Consider the following 16,955-nt stretch of genomic DNA (forward strand, 5'->3'; position numbering starts at 1 on the left):
CGGGCCCGTCCAGCATGGAGGTATGGACAGCAGCCACGCGGTGGGGGATCTGAGGGTCTCGGACGCCGAGCGCGAACCGGTCATCCAGCGGCTCCAGGACGCGTACGCCGAGGGACGGCTCGATGAGGACGAGTTCGACATGCGCGTGCAACTGGCCATCACGGCCAAGACGCGCAGCGAGCTCGGGGCCGTCACCCGCGACCTGGAACCCGTGCGGCGGGCGCAGCTCGCCACGGGCGAGACGGGCGAGGACCGGATGCTCGCCGCCGCGGCGCACGCGGTCGCCGTCCCGACGCTGTTCGTCGGCCCGCTCGTCCTGATGCTGGTCAGCGGCAAGCGGTCGGAGTACGTCCGGCGGCAGGCGGCGGAGGCGGTCAACTTCCAGGTGACGCTGCTGCTGCTCACGATCGTCACCTTCGGCCTCGGCGGCGTCGTGTACGCGGCGGCGTGGGTGCTGTCGGCGATCGCCGCGGTGTTCGCGCTGACCGGCCAGACGTTCCGCTACCCGTGGATTCTGCGTCTGGTGAAGTGACCGGGGTTTGTCGGCGTGCGGCTTTGGGGAAAGCTGGACGTGGCCGCCTTGTAGCGGTGCTGTCGCCTCCAGGAGACGAAACGACGCCGATGTACGTAGCTGTGGGTTTATTCCCCTCTCGACCTGTGACTCCCCCGACGTCCAAATTATGTGGACCGTACATGGGATGATCGATTTAACTATGGTCCGGGAGGGGTAGATGACGGAGCTTGCGGTCGAGGGCGACCACCAGCGGGCGGTGGACGCCCTCAGACGTTCCTACGAGGCGATCCCGGCGGGCACGCCGGTGCGGCTGGCGAAGCGGACCTCGAACCTGTTCCGGTGGCGCGACCCCTCGGACGCGCCGGGCCTGGACGTGTCCGGGTTCGACAGGGTGCTGAGCGTCGACGCCGGGGAGCGCACGGCCCAGGTCCAGGGCATGACGACCTACGAGGCCCTCGTCGACGCGACGCTCCCGCACGGGCTGATGCCGACGGTCGTCCCGCAGCTGAAGACGATCACGCTGGGCGGGGCGGTGACGGGGCTCGGCATCGAGTCGACGTCGTTCCGCGACGGGCTGCCGCACGAGGGCGTCCTGGAGATGGAGGTCCTCACCGGGGACGGCGAGATCGTCACGGCGACCCGCGACAACGAGCACGCCGACCTGTTCTTCGGGTTCCCCAACTCCTACGGGACGCTCGGCTACTCGCTGCGGCTGAAGATCGAGCTGCGGCCGGTCCGCCCGTACGTCCGGCTCCGCCACCTGCGGTTCGGCGACGCGGTGGAACTGGCCAAGGCGATGGGCGAGATCACCGAGTCGGGGACGTTCGAGGGCGAGTCCGTCGACTTCATGGACGGGACGGTCTTCAGCGCCGGCGAGCAGTACATCACGCTCGGCTTCTTCGCCGACTCGGCGCCGTACACGTCCGACTACACCGGCCGGCAGATCTACTACAGGTCGATCCAGGAGCGGTCGGTCGACTTCCTGACGATCCGCGACTACATCTGGCGCTGGGACACCGACTGGTTCTGGTGCTCGGGCGCGTTCGGCGTCCAGAACCCGACGGTCCGGCGGCTGTGGCCCGACAAGTACAAGCGCTCGGACGTGTACCGCAGGCTGGTCGCCTACGACCGCCGCTACCACATCGTCGCGCGCGCGGAGCGGTGGCGCGGGCTGCGTCCGCGCGAGGACGTCATCCAGGACATCGAGGTGCCCGTCGAGCGGCTGCCCGAGTTCCTGGAGTTCTTCCACGACAAGGTCGGCATGAGCCCCATCTGGCTGTGCCCGCTGCGCGCCAGGGAGCGGTGGCCGCTGTACCCGCTGGAGACGGGCCGCACCTACATGAACGCCGGCTTCTGGGGGACGGTCCGGATCCCGCCCGGCCAGATCCCCGAGTACCACAACCGGCTCATCGAGCGGAAGGTCGCGGCCCTCGACGGGCACAAGTCCCTCTACTCGACGGCCTTCTACGGCCGCGACGAGTTCTGGCGCTACTACGACGGGGAGACCTACCGGCGGCTCAAGGGCAGGTACGACGCCGGCGAGCGGCTGCTGGACCTCTATGACAAGTGCGTCCGCGGGCGCTGATGACGCGTCCGCGGTATCGGGGGAGCCCAACGGGCCGGCCAGCGCCGGTCCGGGCGGAGAGACAGGAGGGATCAAGATGACGCTGGCCAGCGTCTTCGAGCGGCTCGCCGGGGCCGAGGCGCCGGTGGAGTTCACGGCGTACGACGGATCGCGGGCGGGAGTGCCCGGCGCCGGAATCCGGTTCGATGTCCGTTCGCCGTACGCGGTGTCGTACCTGCTGCACTCGCCGGGTGCCCTGGGCCTCGCCCGCGCCTACGTGACCGGCATGGTCGACGTCGACGGCGACATGATCGACGCCCTGACGACGATGCAGCAGGTGCTGAGCGATGTCACACCGGCGGACAAGGCGCGGATCAGCGCCTCGGTCCTGCGCGACCCGCTGCTGCGCGGCGCGGTTTCCCGCAGGCTGGACCCGCCCCCGCAGGAGGCGCCGTTCAGCCGCATCCCGTCGTGGCTGCGGCACTCCAAGAAGCGGGACGCGAAGGCCATCTCGCACCACTACGACGTGTCCAACACCTTCTACGAGTGGGTGCTCGGGCCCTCCATGGCGTACACGTGCTCGTGCTATCCGCACGAGGGCGCGACGCTGGAGGAGGCCCAGTTCAACAAGCACGACCTGGTCGCCAAGAAGATCGCGCTGAAGCCCGGGATGCGGCTGCTGGACGTGGGCTGCGGCTGGGGCGGCATGGTGATGCACGCCGCGAAGGAGTACGGCGTCAAGGCGCTCGGCGTCACGCTGTCCAAGCAGCAGGCCGAGTGGGCGCAGAAGGCGATCGCCGACCGGGGCCTGTCCGACCTCGCCGAGGTCCGGCACATGGACTACCGGGACGTGACCGAGACCGGCTTCGACGCGATCAGCTCCATCGGGCTCACCGAGCACATCGGCAAGGCGAACCTGCCGTCCTACTTCTCGTTCCTTCACGGGAAGCTGCGCAAGGGCGGGCGGATGCTGAACCACACCATCACCCGTCCGGACAACAGGGCCCCGTCCCGCAAGGAGAACGGGTTCATCAACCGGTACGTGTTCCCGGACGGTGAGCTGGAGGGGCCCGGCTACGTCCAGAGCCAGATGAACGACGCGGGCTTCGAGATCCGCCACCAGGAGAACCTGCGCGAGCACTACGCCCGCACACTGACCGCCTGGTCCAGGAACCTCGACGAGCACTGGGACGAGGCCGTCGCCGAGGTCGGCGAGGGCACCGCCCGCGTGTGGCGCGTCTACATGGCGGGCTGCGTGCTCGGCTTCAAGCAGAACTGGATCCAGCTGCACCAGACGCTCGGCGTCAAGCCGCACGACGACGGCACGAGCGACATGCCGCTGCGCCCCGACTGGGGATCGTGACGGCGGAACCGCTCCCGCCACGAAGACGAGCCGACCGGACGCCCCGGTCGGCTCGTCGCCTTTCATCCCGGCGCCTTTCACCCCCCGCGCCGGTTCACCTCCCGGCGCCGGTTCACCTCCCGGCGGCGGTTCGCCCCCGGCGCCGGTTCACCGCCGGCAGCGGGTCTCAGCCTCTGGCGTTGTCCCATGCCTGGCTGTTGAGGAAGTAGGTGTCGTACAGGTCCTGGACGTCCAGGAGGCTTTCGGGCGGCACCTTTCCGTAGGCGATGCGCTCCAGGTGCCGGAAGTACTCGAACCGTTCGACGCCCGGTGTGATGACGATGAGGATGTCGGCGTCCTCGCCGGGCGCGGCGGCGAAGGCGTGCGCGAGCCCCGGCGGGACGACGACGAGGTCGCCGCGCTCGGCGGTGACGACCTGCTCGCCGGACAGCAGCTGCGCGGTCCCGTCCAGCATGTAGAACAGCTCGGCGGACCCGTCGTGGCGGTGCGGCTTCGCCCCGTCCGCGCCGGCGTTCAGGGTGACCCGCTGCGTGGACAGCGCCCCGCCCGTCGAGCTGGCATCGGCCAGCAGCCGGATGGTGGTGGGCGCCCGCCCGACCACCTCGGCCTCGGCGGAACGAACGATCACGGACTCGTCGAAGCCCTGCGAGATCAAGGACATGCTCACTCCAGTCTGGGTGCGTTGACCTGCGGCGTGTTGTTGTTATGAGCGTGTCGTAAACAACAACACGCCGCAGATCAACAAGTGGCGAAGCGGTTGGCGTTAGTGGACAAGCGGGCTAGACGGCGAAGAGGAGGGCGGCGCTGAGCAGGACGACGACGGCGGTGGCGAAGTGGATGCCGAACGCGGTGGCCTTGGTGCCGCCGTGGCGCAGGACGATGAGGGTGTCGCCGAGCGGCGAGAGCGCGACGACCAGCATGTACCAGCCCGCGGCGTGCGCGCCGGCGAAGGCGATCAGGGCGAGGCCGAGGAGGCCGAACGTCAGGTCGCGCAGCCCCTTGATCTCCTGGTAGGCCAGGCCGCCCTCCGGTTCGGCGGGGACGCCGTAGCCGGCGGCCGCCGCCCGCGGCGCGATCAGGAACCGCGCGCCGATGAAGGTGACGAAGAGGGCGAGGACGGTGGCCAGGACATAGGCGGTGGTGGTCAGCATGAGGAACTCCAAAGTACTAGCGGTGCTAGGAACAAGGACAACGCTAGCATAGTGGTGACATGTTCGCTAGCGACGCTAGAAACGCTGCCATGTCGAGACGGCCGGGCCGGGGGCGGCCCCGGTGATGGCGGGACGGGCCGCGGGCGGCAGGGGCGGCGCCCGCCGACCCGGGGCGCCTCCCGAACTGATCTCCCGCCGGTCAACATTCGGCCTGAGGTGATATCGCCGCAGGTCGGCATGGGTAGGCCGTGATCACGACCAGCGAGCTCGGGGGGACGGGAGGCCATGCACATCCGGTCCCCGGTCAAGCCGATGCTGGCCGTGACGGTCGACCGCATCCCGCCTCCGCAGGCATGTCCGGGCGGCTGCCGGTACGAGCCGAAGTTCGACGGGTTCCGCGCCGTCGCGATGGTGGACGAGGCCGGCGCAGTGCGGCTGTGGTCCCGCCGCCGGATCGCCTTCAACGAGGCGTTCCCCGAGGTCGTCGCCGCCCTCCGCGCGCAGATCCCGCCCGGTACGGTCGTCGACGGCGAGATCGTCCGCTGGGGGCCGGACGGGCGCCTGGACTTCGGCGCGCTGCAGCGCCGCCACGTCGCGGGGCGCCGCCGCACCGACCTCGCCCGCAGCGAACCGTGCCACTACGTCGTGTTCGACGTCCTCGAAGCGGACGGCGCCGACCTGCGCCCGCGGCCGCTGCGCGAACGGCGCGCCGTCCTGGAGGCCCTCCTCGGCGACGCGCCGCCCGACGCCCGGGTGATCGGCACACCGCAGACGGCCGACGTCGAGGAGGCGCGGCTCTGGTTCGACGCCCTCGCCCGCCAGGGGATCGAGGGCCTGGTCGTGAAGGACGCCGACGGCCCCTACCTGGAGGGCGGGCGCCGCTGGTGGAAGGTGAAGCGGCGCGTCACCGCCGAGGCGGTCGTCGGCGGGGTGACCGGCACCCGGCAGGCGCCCGAGTCGCTGATCCTCGGCCGCTACGATGCCGGCGGCCGGCTCCGGGTGGTCGCGCGGACGGCGCCGCTCGCGCCGTCCGCCCGCGCCGTCCTTGCCGGGGTGCTGCGGCACGCCGGGCCGGACCATCCGTGGCCGCCCGAACTGCCCGCCGGGTTCGCCGGCGGGCTGTACGGGGCGCACCCGCCGATCCGCTACGTCCGGACGGAGCCGGAGGTCGTCGTGGAGTTCAGCGGGGACGCCGCCGTGGAGGGCGGCCGGTGGCGGCACGCCGTCCGCTACGTCCGCATCCGGGCGGACCTGTCACCGGCCCAGATCGCGCCGTTCGGCGCACCGCCCTGATCGCGGACCCAGCGCAACCGGACCCGGTGCGGCCGGACCCGGTGCGGCCGGAGCCGGGGAGGGCGGCGCCGGGTCCGGCCGGAGCCGGGGAGGGGGCGGCGCGGCCCCGGCGGGCGCCTCGCACCGGTCAGCGCAGCCAGTCGAGGATGCGCGTGTTGACGTCCTTCGGGCGGTCCAGTTGGAGGAAGTGGCCGGCGTCCGGGACGGACTCGGCGCGTGAACCCGGCGGGAGGGCGGCGCGGACGGCGTCGAGGTCGATCACGTCCGCGCCGAGGCAGCCGTCTTCGGCGCCGTGCAGGTAGAGGACGGGCAACTCGCCGACCGCGGAGGCCGCCGCCTGCTCGGTGGCGTAGCGGTCGATCAGCCGGGACGGGTCGAGCATGGCCCGGTAGTAGCCGATCGCCGCCTCGATGTTGGCGGGAGTGGCGAGGCAGTCCATGACGTGGTCGACGTCTTCGGTGTGGTCGCGGCCGTCCGCCGGCGACCAGTCGCGCCACAGGCCCTCGACGAACGCGCGGTTCAGCGCCATCCCGGCCAGCGGCGTCTGGAAGACGAAGATGTAGAACGAGCGCTTGAGCTGCTCGTAGTCAAAGAAGGCGGTCCCCATCACCGACATCGGCGGGACCGACATCGCGACGACCTTCCGCCACCGGTCCGGCGCGACGTTGGCGGCGCCGTAGGTGGTGAAGGCGCCCCAGTCGTGGCCGATGAGGACTGCGTCCGGGCCGCCGCCGAGGGCCTCGTGCAGGGCGACGGCGTCGGCGGCGAGCGCGCCGGTCTGGAAGGCGCCGTCCGCCGGGACGGGCGTGGGCGCGTAGCCGCGCATGAACGGGGCCACCGCGCGGTACCCGGCGGCGGCGAGTCCGGGCATGAGGTGCCGCCAGGTGTGCGGCGAGTCGGGGAAGCCGTGCAGGAGCAGCGCCAGCGGGCCGTCCGCGGGGCCCGCCGCGAGGTATCCGAAGTCGAGCCCGTTCGCCGTGACCGATCCGGTCGTGATGTCGCCCATGTCCAGCCTCCTCGGTTCGCGGCGCACGCTACCCGGCGGCCGCCCGGACGCGGGAGGGCGGGTCGGTTATCCTTCGGATATCGGTGTATGACTAGCTATTTACAGCGGAATCCGTACTCACTTAGCATCAAGACGACTGGATCGATCGCATTGAGGGAAGCGTGATGATGGAGCCGGACGTGACCAGCCAGCAGCACGACGCGATGCAGAGGGCGGCGCGCGACCATCTGTGGATGCACTTCGCGCGCCACTCGGGATCCCAGGGCGGCGGCGAGATCCCCATGATCGTCCGCGGTGACGGCGCCTACGTGTACGACTCGGCCGGCCGCCGCTACCTGGACGGGCTGTCCGGGCTGTTCACCGTCCAGGCCGGGCACGGGCGCGAGGAGCTGGCGCAGGCCGCCGCCAAGCAGGCCGCCGAGCTGGCCTACTTCCCGATCTGGTCCTACGCGCACCCGAAGGCGGTGGAACTGGCCGAGCGGCTCGCCGGCCTCGCGCCCGCCGAGCTGAACCGGGTCTTCTTCACCACCGGCGGCGGGGACGCCATCGAGAGCGCGTGGAAGCTCGCCAAGCAGTACTTCAAGATGACCGGACGGCCCGCCAAGCACAAGGTGATCAGCCGCGCGGTCGCCTACCACGGCACGCCGCACGGCGCCCTGTCGCTGACCGGGCTGCCCGGCCTCAAGGCGCCGTTCGAGCCGCTGGTGCCGAGCGCGTTCCGGGTGCCCAACACCAACATCTACCGGGCCGCCGAGCACGCGGGCGACCCGGAGGCGTTCGGCCGGTGGGCCGCCGACCGCATCGAGGAGGTCATCGAGTTCGAGGGCGCCGACACGGTCGCGGCCGTCTTCCTGGAGCCGGTGCAGAACGCCGGCGGGTGCTTCCCGCCGCCGCCCGGCTACTTCGAGCGCGTCCGGGAGATCTGCGACCGGCACGACGTCCTGCTGGTGTCGGACGAGGTGATCTGCGCGTTCGGCCGCCTCGGCACGATGTTCGGCGCGCAGCGCTTCGGCTACACGCCCGACATCATCACCTTCGCCAAGGGCGTGACGTCCGGGTACGCGCCGCTCGGCGGCATGCTCGTCGCCGACCGCCTCTTCGAGCCGTTCCGGCACGGGACGGAGATGTTCGCGCACGGCTACACCTTCGGCGGCCACCCGGTCGCGGCGGCCGTGGCGCTGGCCAACCTCGACCTCTTCGAGCGCGAGGATCTGAACGGCCACGTCATGCGCAACCGGGACGCGTTCCGCGGCACGCTGGAGCGCCTCCTCGACCTGCCGATCGTCGGGGACGTCCGCGGCGAGGGCTTCTTCTACGGCATCGAGCTGGTGAAGGACAAGGACACCCGGGAGACGTTCGACGACGACGAGTGCGAGCGGCTGCTGCGCGGGTTCCTCGACAAGGCGCTCTACGAGGCGGGCCTGTACTGCCGCGCCGACGACCGCGGCGACCCCGTCGTCCAGCTGGCGCCGCCGCTGATCTGCGACCAGGCGCACTTCGACGAGATCGAGCAGATCCTCCGCTCGGTCCTCACCGAGGCGTGGGCGCGGTTGTGAGCGCGCTGCCGGGTCCGGACGGCGTTCCGGGCCCGGCAGGGCTAATGTGAGGCGCGTCACCGCCGGAACCAGTGTGCACGTGCAGCTTTACTTTGAGAGGCTGCCTGTAAACCGAATCTGGTTCGGAATTTGCTGAGGTGGTGGGCGCGTGCTCAAGGTCGAGGACATCAACCTGACCGACTGGGAGTTCTGGCGGCGGCCGCACGAGTACCGGCACGAGGCCTTCCAGGTCCTCCGCCGGCACTCGGAGCTGGTCCATTTCGAGGAACCCGACATCATCATCGCGCCGCAGGGGCCCGGCTACTACGCGCTCACCCGGCACGCCGACATCATCGAGGCGTCCCGCCGCGCGCAGGACTTCTGCTCCGGCAGGGGCGCCATCAGCATCCCGGACATGCCCGGCGACATGCACGAGTACTTCGGCTCGATGATCAGCATGGACGACCCCCGGCACGCCAAGATCCGCCGGATCGTGTCCCGGGCGTTCTCCCCGCGCATGATCCAGCGGTTCGAGGACCAGGTCGAGGCCGTCGCCGGGCAGATCGTGGAGAACATGGCCGCGGGCGGCGGCACCGGCGACTTCGTCGCGGACGTCGCCGCGCGGCTCCCGCTGCGGATCATCTGCGACATGATGGGCATCGGCGAGGAGCACTACCAGACCGTCCTGGACTCCACGAACGTCATCCTCGCCGGGAACGACTCCGAGTTCGTCCCGGCCGGGAACGCCGAGGAACTGGCGATGGCGCTGCTCGGCGCGGGGGAGACCCTCAAGGGCATCGTCGAGGCCCTCGGCCGGCAGCGCCGCGAGAACCCCACCGACGACCTCATCTCCGCGCTGGTGAACGCCAACGTCGACGGCGAGTCGCTCACCGACCAGGAACTCGGCTCGTTCTTCATCCTGCTGGTCGTCGCCGGCAACGAGACCACCCGCAACGCCATCGCGCACGGCCTCGACCTGTTCACCCGCAACCCCGACCAGCGGGCGCTGCTCACCGAGGACTTCGACGGCCGCATCGCGGGCGCGATCGAGGAGATCGTCCGGTACGTGTCGCCGGTCATCTGGATGCGCCGCACCGCCACCCGCGACACCACGCTCAACGGGCACGAGATCAAGGAGGGCGACAAGCTCGTCCTCTACTACGCGGCGGCCAACCGCGACGAGTCCGTCTTCACCGACCCGGAGAAGTTCGACATCCTGCGCGACCCGAACCCGCACGTCGGGTTCGGCGGGCCCGGGCCGCACTTCTGCCTCGGCGCGCACCTGGCCCGGCGCGAGATCACCGTGATGTTCCGCGAGCTGCTGCGCCGGACGCCGGACATCCGCGCCGCCGCCGAGCCCGACCGGCTGGAGTCCAACTTCATCAACGGGATCAAGCGCCTGCCGTACACGTTCTGACGCGAGGGCTACCAGGGCAGCCGGCCGTCCTCGGCGAGGAACGCGCCCGTCGGGCCGTCGCCGCCGAGCACGGCCGCCCCCGCGATCACCGACGCCCCCTCCGCCGGCGTCCGGTCCCCGGCGTGGTCGTTCAGGTCCGTCGCGCAGTACCCGGGCGTGGCGGCGTTCACCGTGATCGTGGTGCCGGCCAGTTCCTTGGCGTAGGCCACGGTGACGGCGTTCAGCGCGGTCTTGGACGCGTTGTAGGGCAGCAGGTTGACGTCGTGGACGATGCTGGACGGGTCGCTGTGCATGGCCAGCGAGCCGAGCCCGCTGGAGACGTTGACGATCCGCCCGGCGGGGGAGCGGCGCAGCAGCGGGAGCATCGCGTTGGTGACCGCGACGACGCCGAACACGTTGGTCTCGAACGCGCTCCGGACCAGGTCGGGGGACGTGCGGCTCGGCGGGCACGAGCGGCCGCGGTCGGCGGCGTCCGTCGTCGTGATCGCGGCGTTGTTGATCAGGATGTCGAGCCGCCCGAACTCGGCGTCGACCAGCGCGGCGGCGGCTTCGACGGTTCGCGCGTCGGTGACGTCCAGCCGGACGAAACGGGCGTCGCTCCCCTCGGCCCGCAGCGCGGCCGCCGCCTGCTCGCCGCGCTCGGCCGAACGGGCCCCGAGCAGGACGGTGATGCCCTCGCCGCCGAGGATGCGGGACGTCTCGAAGCCGATGCCCTTGTTGGCTCCGGTGATGAGTGCGATCTGTGTCGTCATGCCGTCCAGCGTTCCCGGCGGGGCCGGCGGTGAGGAGAGACCGGCCGAGGCTGGGATCGGCCGTACCACCCTCGCCCTGGCGCCGCCTCCGCCGCGTCGGACATCCTGGAGGACATGGACAGGCAGGCGATGGCGGCGTTCCTGCGTTCCCGCCGCGCACGCATCAGGCCCGCCGACGTCGGGCTCCCCGCGGGGCCGCGGCGCCGCACCCCCGGACTGCGCCGGGAAGAGGTCGCCCAGCTGGCCGGGATGTCGGTCGACTACTACATCCGGCTGGAACAGGGGCGCGGGCCCCGCCCGTCCAGGCAGATCCTCGGCGCGGTGGCGCGCGCGCTGAGACTCGACGACGACGAGCGCGGCCACCTCCACCACCTGGCGGGGGAGCCGCCCGAGCCGCCGAACGGGCCGTCGCGGGACGTCCCGCCGGGCATCATGCACCTGCTCGAACGGCTGGACGACATGCCCGCCTATGTCCTGAACGCCCGGCAGGACATCCTCGCCTGGAACCCCCTCGCCGCGGCGCTCCTGACCGACTTCGCCGCGATGGCGCCCCGCGACCGCAACGTCCTCCGCTGGCTGTTCACCGGCCCCGCCGCCGAACGGTACGGCACCGACGCGTACGTGACGCAGCTCGCCCGCGAGCTGGTCGCCGACCTGCGGGCGTCGTCCGGCCGCTATCCCGCCGACCCCGGCATCGCCGGGCTGGTCGCCGACGTCGCCGGCCGCAGCGCGCTGTTCGCCCGGCTGTGGGACGAGGGGGAGGTCGGGATCAGGCGCGGCGGCCGCAAGCTCATGACGCATCCGGTCGTCGGCGAGCTGGAGATGCACTGCGACGTCCTGTACGTCCCCGAACGCGACCAGCGGGTCGTCCTCTACACGACGACGCCCGGCACGCCGTCCCACGAGGCGATGAGGCTGCTGCGGGTCGTCGGCACCCAGGACCTCAGCACGCGCTGAGGCCCCGGGCACCGGCGGGCGGTCAGCGCAGTTCGCGCTTGAGGATCTTGCCCGTGGCGGTCATCGGCAACTCGTCCCGGAACTCCACGATCCGCGGGTACTTGTAGTTGGCGAACTGCTCCTTGCCCCACGCGACCAGCTCGTCCTCGGTCACGGACGCGCCCGGCTTGCGGATCACGTACGCCTTGATCTCCTCGCCGTGCGAGGGGTGCTCGACGCCCACGACCGCGGCCAGCGACACGTCCGGGTGCGTCAGCAGGACCTCTTCGAGCTCCCGCGGGTACACGTTGTACCCGCCTCGGATGATCATGTCCTTGGAGCGGTCGATGATGTAGTAGTAGCCGTCCTCGTCGCGGCGGGCCACGTCGCCGGTGCGGAACCAGCCGTCCCTGATGGACGACTCGGTCGCCTCGGGGCGGCCGTAGTAGCCCTTCATGATGTTGTGCCCGCGGATGGCGATCTCGCCGGGCCCCTCGCCCTCGATCTCCTTCCAGTCGTCGTCGATCAGCTTCATCGCGACGCCCCAGACGGGCAGGCCGATCGAACCGGGCTTGGTCGGACGGTCCGGGCGGTTGAACGAGGCCACCGGCGACGTCTCCGACAGGCCGTAGCCCTCCAGGACGTCCACGTCGAACTTCTGCTTGATCCCCTTGAGGACCTCCATCGGCAGCGCCGACCCGCCCGACACCGCGACCCGCAGGTTCTCCTTGATGGAGGCGATGTCCTCGGCGGACGTGTCGTCGGTCAGCAATCCCCAGTACATCGTCGGGACGCCGGCGAAGATGTTCACCTTCTCCTTCACCATCAGCTCGACGGCCTGCTTGGCGTCGAACCGCGGCTGCATGACGAGGGTCGCGCGCCGGTAGAAGCCGACGTTCATCACGCACGTCTGCCCGAAGATGTGGAACAGCGGCAGCGTCACGAGCGAGGTGTCGTGCAGCGTCCGGTAGAAGAGCGTGTCGTCCACCATGGCGTTCGACAGCAGGTTGCTGTGCGTGAGCTCGGCGCCCTTCGGCTGGCCCGTCGTCCCACTGGTGTAGATGATCACGGCGGTGTCGTCCGGGCCGGTCTGCACCGTGTCGAACGTGCTCGGCTGCCCGGCGAGCGAGGCCCAGAACAGCTCCGCGCCCTCGATCGGGGACTCGGTCGCCGCCGGGTTCGCGGGCAGCAGGACGAAGTGCTCGCAGCCGTCGGCCTGCTCGAAGCCGGCGTACCCCATCTCGCCGAGCGGCAGCTCCGGCGTCCCCTCGAAGCAGAAGAACGCCTTCGCGTCGGAGTCGCCCAGGTGGTAGGCGATCTCCCGCGGCTTGAGCAGGACGTTCAGCGGGACGACCACCGCGCCCGCCTTGAGCGCCCCGAAGTACACCATCGGGAAGTACGGCAGGTTCGGGCTGGACAGCGCCACCTTGTCGCCCGGTCCGATACCGCGCGATCGCAGCAGGTTCGCGACCTGGTTCGCGACCGAGTCGATGAACGCGTAGGAGAGCCGCAGGTCGCCGAACACGACGGCGTCCCGGTCGGGGGTCTCCCCGGCGGCGTCCTCCAGCAGCACGGACAGGTTGAGCATGGCACTCCTCGCGCGGGAAGGTGACCGGCAGGTTAGTTACCGCCGAGTCTACGAACGGTTCCGCACATCCTGCTCCACGGGGTCGCGGGAAGGCCACCCTTTCCTGCGCTTTGACGTGCTGTTTCGGATCACACGCCCGCTCCGGCACCGCGAACCCGGCGAGTCAGGGCCCTGACCACCGGCGCGAGGGCTTGCGGCTGCGCTATTCTTGATGTATGTCGACCAGGCTGCTCCTCGAATGACCACGTTGACGCACTGACGTCAGCGTGGTGGCCCCTCCTGTGCGAGGGGCCCTTTCATGTCGGCGGACGGCCCACGACCCAGAAGCACGAAGTCCAGCAGCACGAAGCGGAGTCTGTAAGCGTGAGCAGCGACGAGCAGTACGACCCCCGGGCGGTTCAGGACAAGTGGCAGGCCCGCTGGGCGGAGCTCGACCCGTTCGCGGCCGATGAGAAGGACACCGGCACCGAGCGGCGCTACGCGCTGGACATGTTCCCCTACCCCAGCGGCGACCTGCACATGGGGCACGCGGAGGCGTTCGCCATCGGCGACGTCCCCGCGCGCTACTGGTCGCAGCGCGGCTACAACGTCCTGCACCCCATCGGGTGGGACTCCTTCGGCCTGCCCGCCGAGAACGCCGCCATCCAGCGCGACTCGCACCCCGCCGAATGGACGTACGCCAACATCGAGACGCAGGCGGCCTCCTTCCAGCGGTACGCGCCGTCCTTCGACTGGTCGCGGCGCCTGCACACCTCCGACCCCGAGTACTACAAGTGGACGCAGTGGCTGTTCCTGCGCTTCTACGAGCGGGGCCTGGCCTACCGCAAGGGCGGGCACGTCAACTGGTGCCCGAAGGACCAGACCGTCCTGGCCAACGAGCAGGTCGTCGGCGGGCACTGCGAGCGCTGCGGCGCGCTGGTCGAGAAGCGCGTGCTGACCCAGTGGTACTTCAAGATCACCGACTACGCCGACCGGCTGCTGGCGGACATGGCGCAGCTGGAGGGCAAGTGGCCCGAGCGGGTCCTGCTGATGCAGCGCAACTGGATCGGCCGCTCCACCGGCGCCGACGTCGACTTCGCCGTCGAGGGCCGCGACGAGCCCGTCACCGTCTACACCACCCGTCCCGACACGCTGTTCGGCGCCACGTTCATGGTCGTGGCGGCCGACGCGGCGCTGGCCGAGGAGATCTGCCACCCCGACCACCGGGCCGCGTTCGAGGGCTACCGCGAGGAGGTCTCGCGGGAGAGCGAGATCGAGCGGCTGTCCACCGAGCGCGAGAAGACCGGCGTGTTCCTGGGCCGCTACGCGGTCAACCCGGTCAACGGCGAGCGGCTGCCCGTCTGGGCGTCGGACTACGTGCTGGCCGAGTACGGGCACGGCGCGATCATGGCCGTCCCGGCGCACGACCAGCGCGACCTGGACTTCGCGCTGAAGTTCGGCCTGCCCGTCCGCGTCGTCGTCGAGACCGGGCTGCCCGACCCCGCCGAGACCGGCGTCGCCACCCCCGGCGACGGCGCGATCGTCAACTCCGGGCCGATCGACGGGCTGACCAAGGCCGACGGCATCGCCCGCATCATCGAGGTCCTGGACGAGCGCGGCACCGGCCGCGCCTCGGTGAACTTCCGGCTGCGCGACTGGCTGGTGTCCCGGCAGCGGTTCTGGGGCTGCCCGATCCCGATCGTCCACTGCGCGTCGTGCGGGGAGGTCCCCGTCCCGGACGAGCAGCTGCCGGTGCGGCTGCCCGAGGGGCTGCGCGGCACCGACCTGGCGCCCAAGGGCACCTCGCCGCTGGCCGCCGCGTCCGACTGGGTCAACACCGAGTGCCCCAAGTGCGGCGGCGCCGCCAAGCGCGACACCGACACGATGGACACGTTCGTCGACTCGTCCTGGTACTACTTCCGGTACTGCTCGCCCGGCTACCAGGACGGCCCGTTCGACGTCGAGCAGGTCCGCCGCTGGATGCCCGTCGACCAGTACACCGGCGGTGTCGAGCACGCGATCCTGCACCTGCTGTACAGCCGGTTCTTCACCAAGGTCCTGTACGACATGGGCATGATCGAGTTCACCGAGCCGTTCCGCCGGCTGCTGAACCAGGGCCAGGTGATCAACCAGGGCAAGGCGATGTCGAAGTCGCTGGGCAACGGCGTCGACCTGGGCGAGCAGATCGGCGAGTTCGGGGTGGACGTCGTCCGGCTGGCGATCCTGTTCTCCGGCCCGCCCGAGGACGACATCGACTGGGCGGACGTGTCCCCGCACGGCATGTCGAAGTTCCTGTCCCGCGTGCACCGCATCGCGACCGAGGTGTCCTCGCCGGTGGACGCCGATGTCACCACCGGCGACACGGCGCTGCGCCGGGTCACGGCGCACACCGTCGACGAGGCCACCACGCTGGTCGAGACGGAACGGTTCAACGTCGCGATCGCGCGGATCATGGAGCTGGTCACCGCGACCCGCAAGGCCATCGACTCCGGGCCCGGCGCCGCCGACCCGGCCGTCCGGGAGGCCGCCGAGACGATCGCGGTCCTGCTGTCGCTGTTCGCGCCCTACACCGCCGACGAGGCGTGGGAGCTGCTGGGCCGCACCGCCCCGGTGATCCGCGCGGGCTGGCCGTCCGCCGACCCGGCGCTGCTGGTGGAGGAGGCGGTCACCTGCGTCGTGCAGGTCGCCGGCAAGGTCCGCGACCGGCTGGAGGTCGCGCCCGGCATCGCCGACGAGGAGCTGGAGCGCAGGGCGCTGGCCTCGCCCAAGGTCCAGGACGCGCTGGGCGGCGCCGAGATCATCAAGATCATCGTCCGCGCCCCCAAGATCGTCAACATCGTCCCCAAGCGCTGACGGTCCGTTCCCGCGCCTCCGCCCAGGGGGCGCGGGGCCGGGATCTGCCCCGCCCGCGCGGCACCGCTGCCTGACTGACGTGACGGCGGCGGCGGGCATGCCGAACGGCCGCCGGGGCATCCCGGCGGCCGTTCGGGCGCGTGCTACATCTTGCGGAGGACGGCGACGACGCGCCCCAGAACGGACGCCTCGTCGCCGGGGATCGGCTCGTAGGCGGAGTTCTGCGGCATCAGCCAGATGTGGCCGTCGCGGCGCTTGAACGTCTTCACCGTGGCCTCGCCGTCGATCATGGCGGCCACGATGTCGCCCTGCTCGGCCACCGGCTGCTGCCGGACGACCACCCAGTCGCCGTCCGCGATCGCGGCCTCGATCATCGAGTCACCGGTGACCTTCAGCAGGAAGTGCGTGCCCTCGCCGACGAGCTGCTTCGGCAGCGTGAACACGTCCTCGACGGCCTCCTCGGCGAGGATCGGGCCACCGGCGGCGATCCGGCCGACGAGCGGCACGTAGGCGGGCGCGGGCTGCGCCGAGGCCGGCTGGCCGCCCGCCGCCTCGAAGGCCTCCTCCTCGGTGCGCACCGGCGTCGCGCCCGGCACCCGCACCTCGACCGCGCGCGGCCGGTTGGGGTCGCGCCGCAGGAATCCCTTGCGCTGGAGCGACCGGAGCTGATGGGACACGCTGGAGGTGCTGGTCAGCCCCACGGCCTCGCCGATCTCGCGCATCGAGGGCGGATAGCCCCGGCGCTGGACGGAGTCGCGGATCACCTCCAGCACCATGCGCTGCCGCTGCGTCAGGCCCGTCTCGTCCATCGGGCCGTCGGGCAGCTCCCGGACCTTGCTCATCGCTCGTCGCCTCCCGGGCGCCTCGATCGGTCACTCCTTGTCATGAACGCTATCGCGTCCGGGCCTAATGATCAAACAATTGTTCGAAGATGTGCTCGCTTTTTCGGGCCGCCTGGTACACCATCGTACAGACGTTCGATCGAAAATCCATTCGACGTCGAG

General features: G+C 70.9%; 14 protein-coding genes. 8 read left to right on the top strand and 6 right to left on the bottom strand.

The window, feature by feature from the left end:
• Positions 1–22 precede the first annotated feature (22 nt).
• The 3 genes from ABZ806_RS14750 to ABZ806_RS14760 all read left to right on the top strand — a co-directional run bounded on the left by ABZ806_RS14750 (position 23) and on the right by ABZ806_RS14760 (position 3,441).
• Positions 23–532, top strand: coding sequence for a DUF1707 and DUF4870 domain-containing protein (locus tag ABZ806_RS14750; protein WP_500217794.1), 510 nt, complete (start codon positions 23–25; stop codon positions 530–532).
• Between the two features lie 199 nt (positions 533–731).
• The gene (locus ABZ806_RS14755) at positions 732–2,099 is read left to right on the top strand and encodes an FAD-binding oxidoreductase (RefSeq protein WP_500217795.1); all 1,368 of its coding nucleotides are present in this window, start codon (positions 732–734) and stop codon (positions 2,097–2,099) included.
• A gap of 76 nt (positions 2,100–2,175) precedes the next feature.
• Positions 2,176–3,441, top strand: a complete 1,266-nt coding sequence (locus tag ABZ806_RS14760; RefSeq protein ID WP_500217796.1) for a class I SAM-dependent methyltransferase — start codon at positions 2,176–2,178, stop codon at positions 3,439–3,441.
• 166 nt (positions 3,442–3,607) lie between these two features.
• Here the strand turns inward: ABZ806_RS14760 and ABZ806_RS14765 are convergent, their stop codons facing one another.
• Together ABZ806_RS14765 and ABZ806_RS14770 are read right to left on the bottom strand one after the other, a co-directional pair.
• Positions 3,608–4,102: a cupin domain-containing protein gene (locus ABZ806_RS14765; protein ID WP_500217797.1), complete on the bottom strand. Its 495-nt coding sequence runs from the start codon at positions 4,100–4,102 to the stop codon at positions 3,608–3,610.
• 118 nt (positions 4,103–4,220) lie between these two features.
• Positions 4,221–4,592 (bottom strand): DUF4267 domain-containing protein, encoded by a 372-nt coding sequence (locus tag ABZ806_RS14770; protein ID WP_500217798.1) that lies wholly within the window; start codon positions 4,590–4,592, stop codon positions 4,221–4,223.
• A gap of 285 nt (positions 4,593–4,877) precedes the next feature.
• Between ABZ806_RS14770 and ABZ806_RS14775 the strand changes: the two genes are divergently transcribed.
• Positions 4,878–5,885: an ATP-dependent DNA ligase gene (locus ABZ806_RS14775; RefSeq protein ID WP_500217799.1), complete on the top strand. Its 1,008-nt coding sequence runs from the start codon at positions 4,878–4,880 to the stop codon at positions 5,883–5,885.
• Positions 5,886–6,012: 127 nt separating this feature from the next.
• On the opposite strand, the gene ABZ806_RS14780 is transcribed toward ABZ806_RS14775, so the two are convergent.
• On the bottom strand, positions 6,013–6,891 hold the full coding sequence (locus ABZ806_RS14780; RefSeq protein ID WP_500217800.1) for an alpha/beta fold hydrolase: 879 nt from the start codon (positions 6,889–6,891) through the stop codon (positions 6,013–6,015).
• Positions 6,892–7,058: 167 nt separating this feature from the next.
• Here ABZ806_RS14780 and ABZ806_RS14785 point away from each other — a divergent pair, with 167 nt between their 5' ends.
• Both ABZ806_RS14785 and ABZ806_RS14790 read left to right on the top strand, forming a co-directional pair.
• On the top strand, positions 7,059–8,447 hold the full coding sequence (locus ABZ806_RS14785) for an aspartate aminotransferase family protein (RefSeq protein WP_500217888.1): 1,389 nt from the start codon (positions 7,059–7,061) through the stop codon (positions 8,445–8,447).
• Positions 8,448–8,595: 148 nt separating this feature from the next.
• The gene (locus tag ABZ806_RS14790) at positions 8,596–9,843 is read left to right on the top strand and encodes a cytochrome P450 (RefSeq protein WP_500217801.1); all 1,248 of its coding nucleotides are present in this window, start codon (positions 8,596–8,598) and stop codon (positions 9,841–9,843) included.
• Positions 9,844–9,851: 8 nt separating this feature from the next.
• Here ABZ806_RS14790 and ABZ806_RS14795 read toward each other — a convergent pair whose 3' ends face one another.
• On the bottom strand, positions 9,852–10,595 hold the full coding sequence (locus ABZ806_RS14795; RefSeq protein WP_500217802.1) for an SDR family oxidoreductase: 744 nt from the start codon (positions 10,593–10,595) through the stop codon (positions 9,852–9,854).
• A gap of 114 nt (positions 10,596–10,709) precedes the next feature.
• Here ABZ806_RS14795 and ABZ806_RS14800 point away from each other — a divergent pair, with 114 nt between their 5' ends.
• Positions 10,710–11,552, top strand: coding sequence for a helix-turn-helix transcriptional regulator (locus ABZ806_RS14800; protein ID WP_500217803.1), 843 nt, complete (start codon positions 10,710–10,712; stop codon positions 11,550–11,552).
• Between the two features lie 22 nt (positions 11,553–11,574).
• On the opposite strand, the gene ABZ806_RS14805 is transcribed toward ABZ806_RS14800, so the two are convergent.
• The gene (locus ABZ806_RS14805; RefSeq protein ID WP_500217804.1) at positions 11,575–13,119 is read right to left on the bottom strand and encodes a long-chain-fatty-acid--CoA ligase; all 1,545 of its coding nucleotides are present in this window, start codon (positions 13,117–13,119) and stop codon (positions 11,575–11,577) included.
• Between the two features lie 363 nt (positions 13,120–13,482).
• Between ABZ806_RS14805 and leuS the strand changes: the two genes are divergently transcribed.
• On the top strand, positions 13,483–15,951 hold the full coding sequence (gene leuS, locus ABZ806_RS14810; RefSeq protein WP_500217805.1) for a leucine--tRNA ligase: 2,469 nt from the start codon (positions 13,483–13,485) through the stop codon (positions 15,949–15,951).
• A gap of 143 nt (positions 15,952–16,094) precedes the next feature.
• On the opposite strand, the gene lexA is transcribed toward leuS, so the two are convergent.
• Positions 16,095–16,793 (bottom strand): transcriptional repressor LexA, encoded by a 699-nt coding sequence (lexA, locus tag ABZ806_RS14815; protein ID WP_346049241.1) that lies wholly within the window; start codon positions 16,791–16,793, stop codon positions 16,095–16,097.
• Positions 16,794–16,955: the final 162 nt, after the last annotated feature.

This window comes from Spirillospora sp. NPDC047418 (assembly GCF_040643275.1).
Lineage (GTDB): Bacteria > Actinomycetota > Actinomycetes > Streptosporangiales > Streptosporangiaceae > Spirillospora.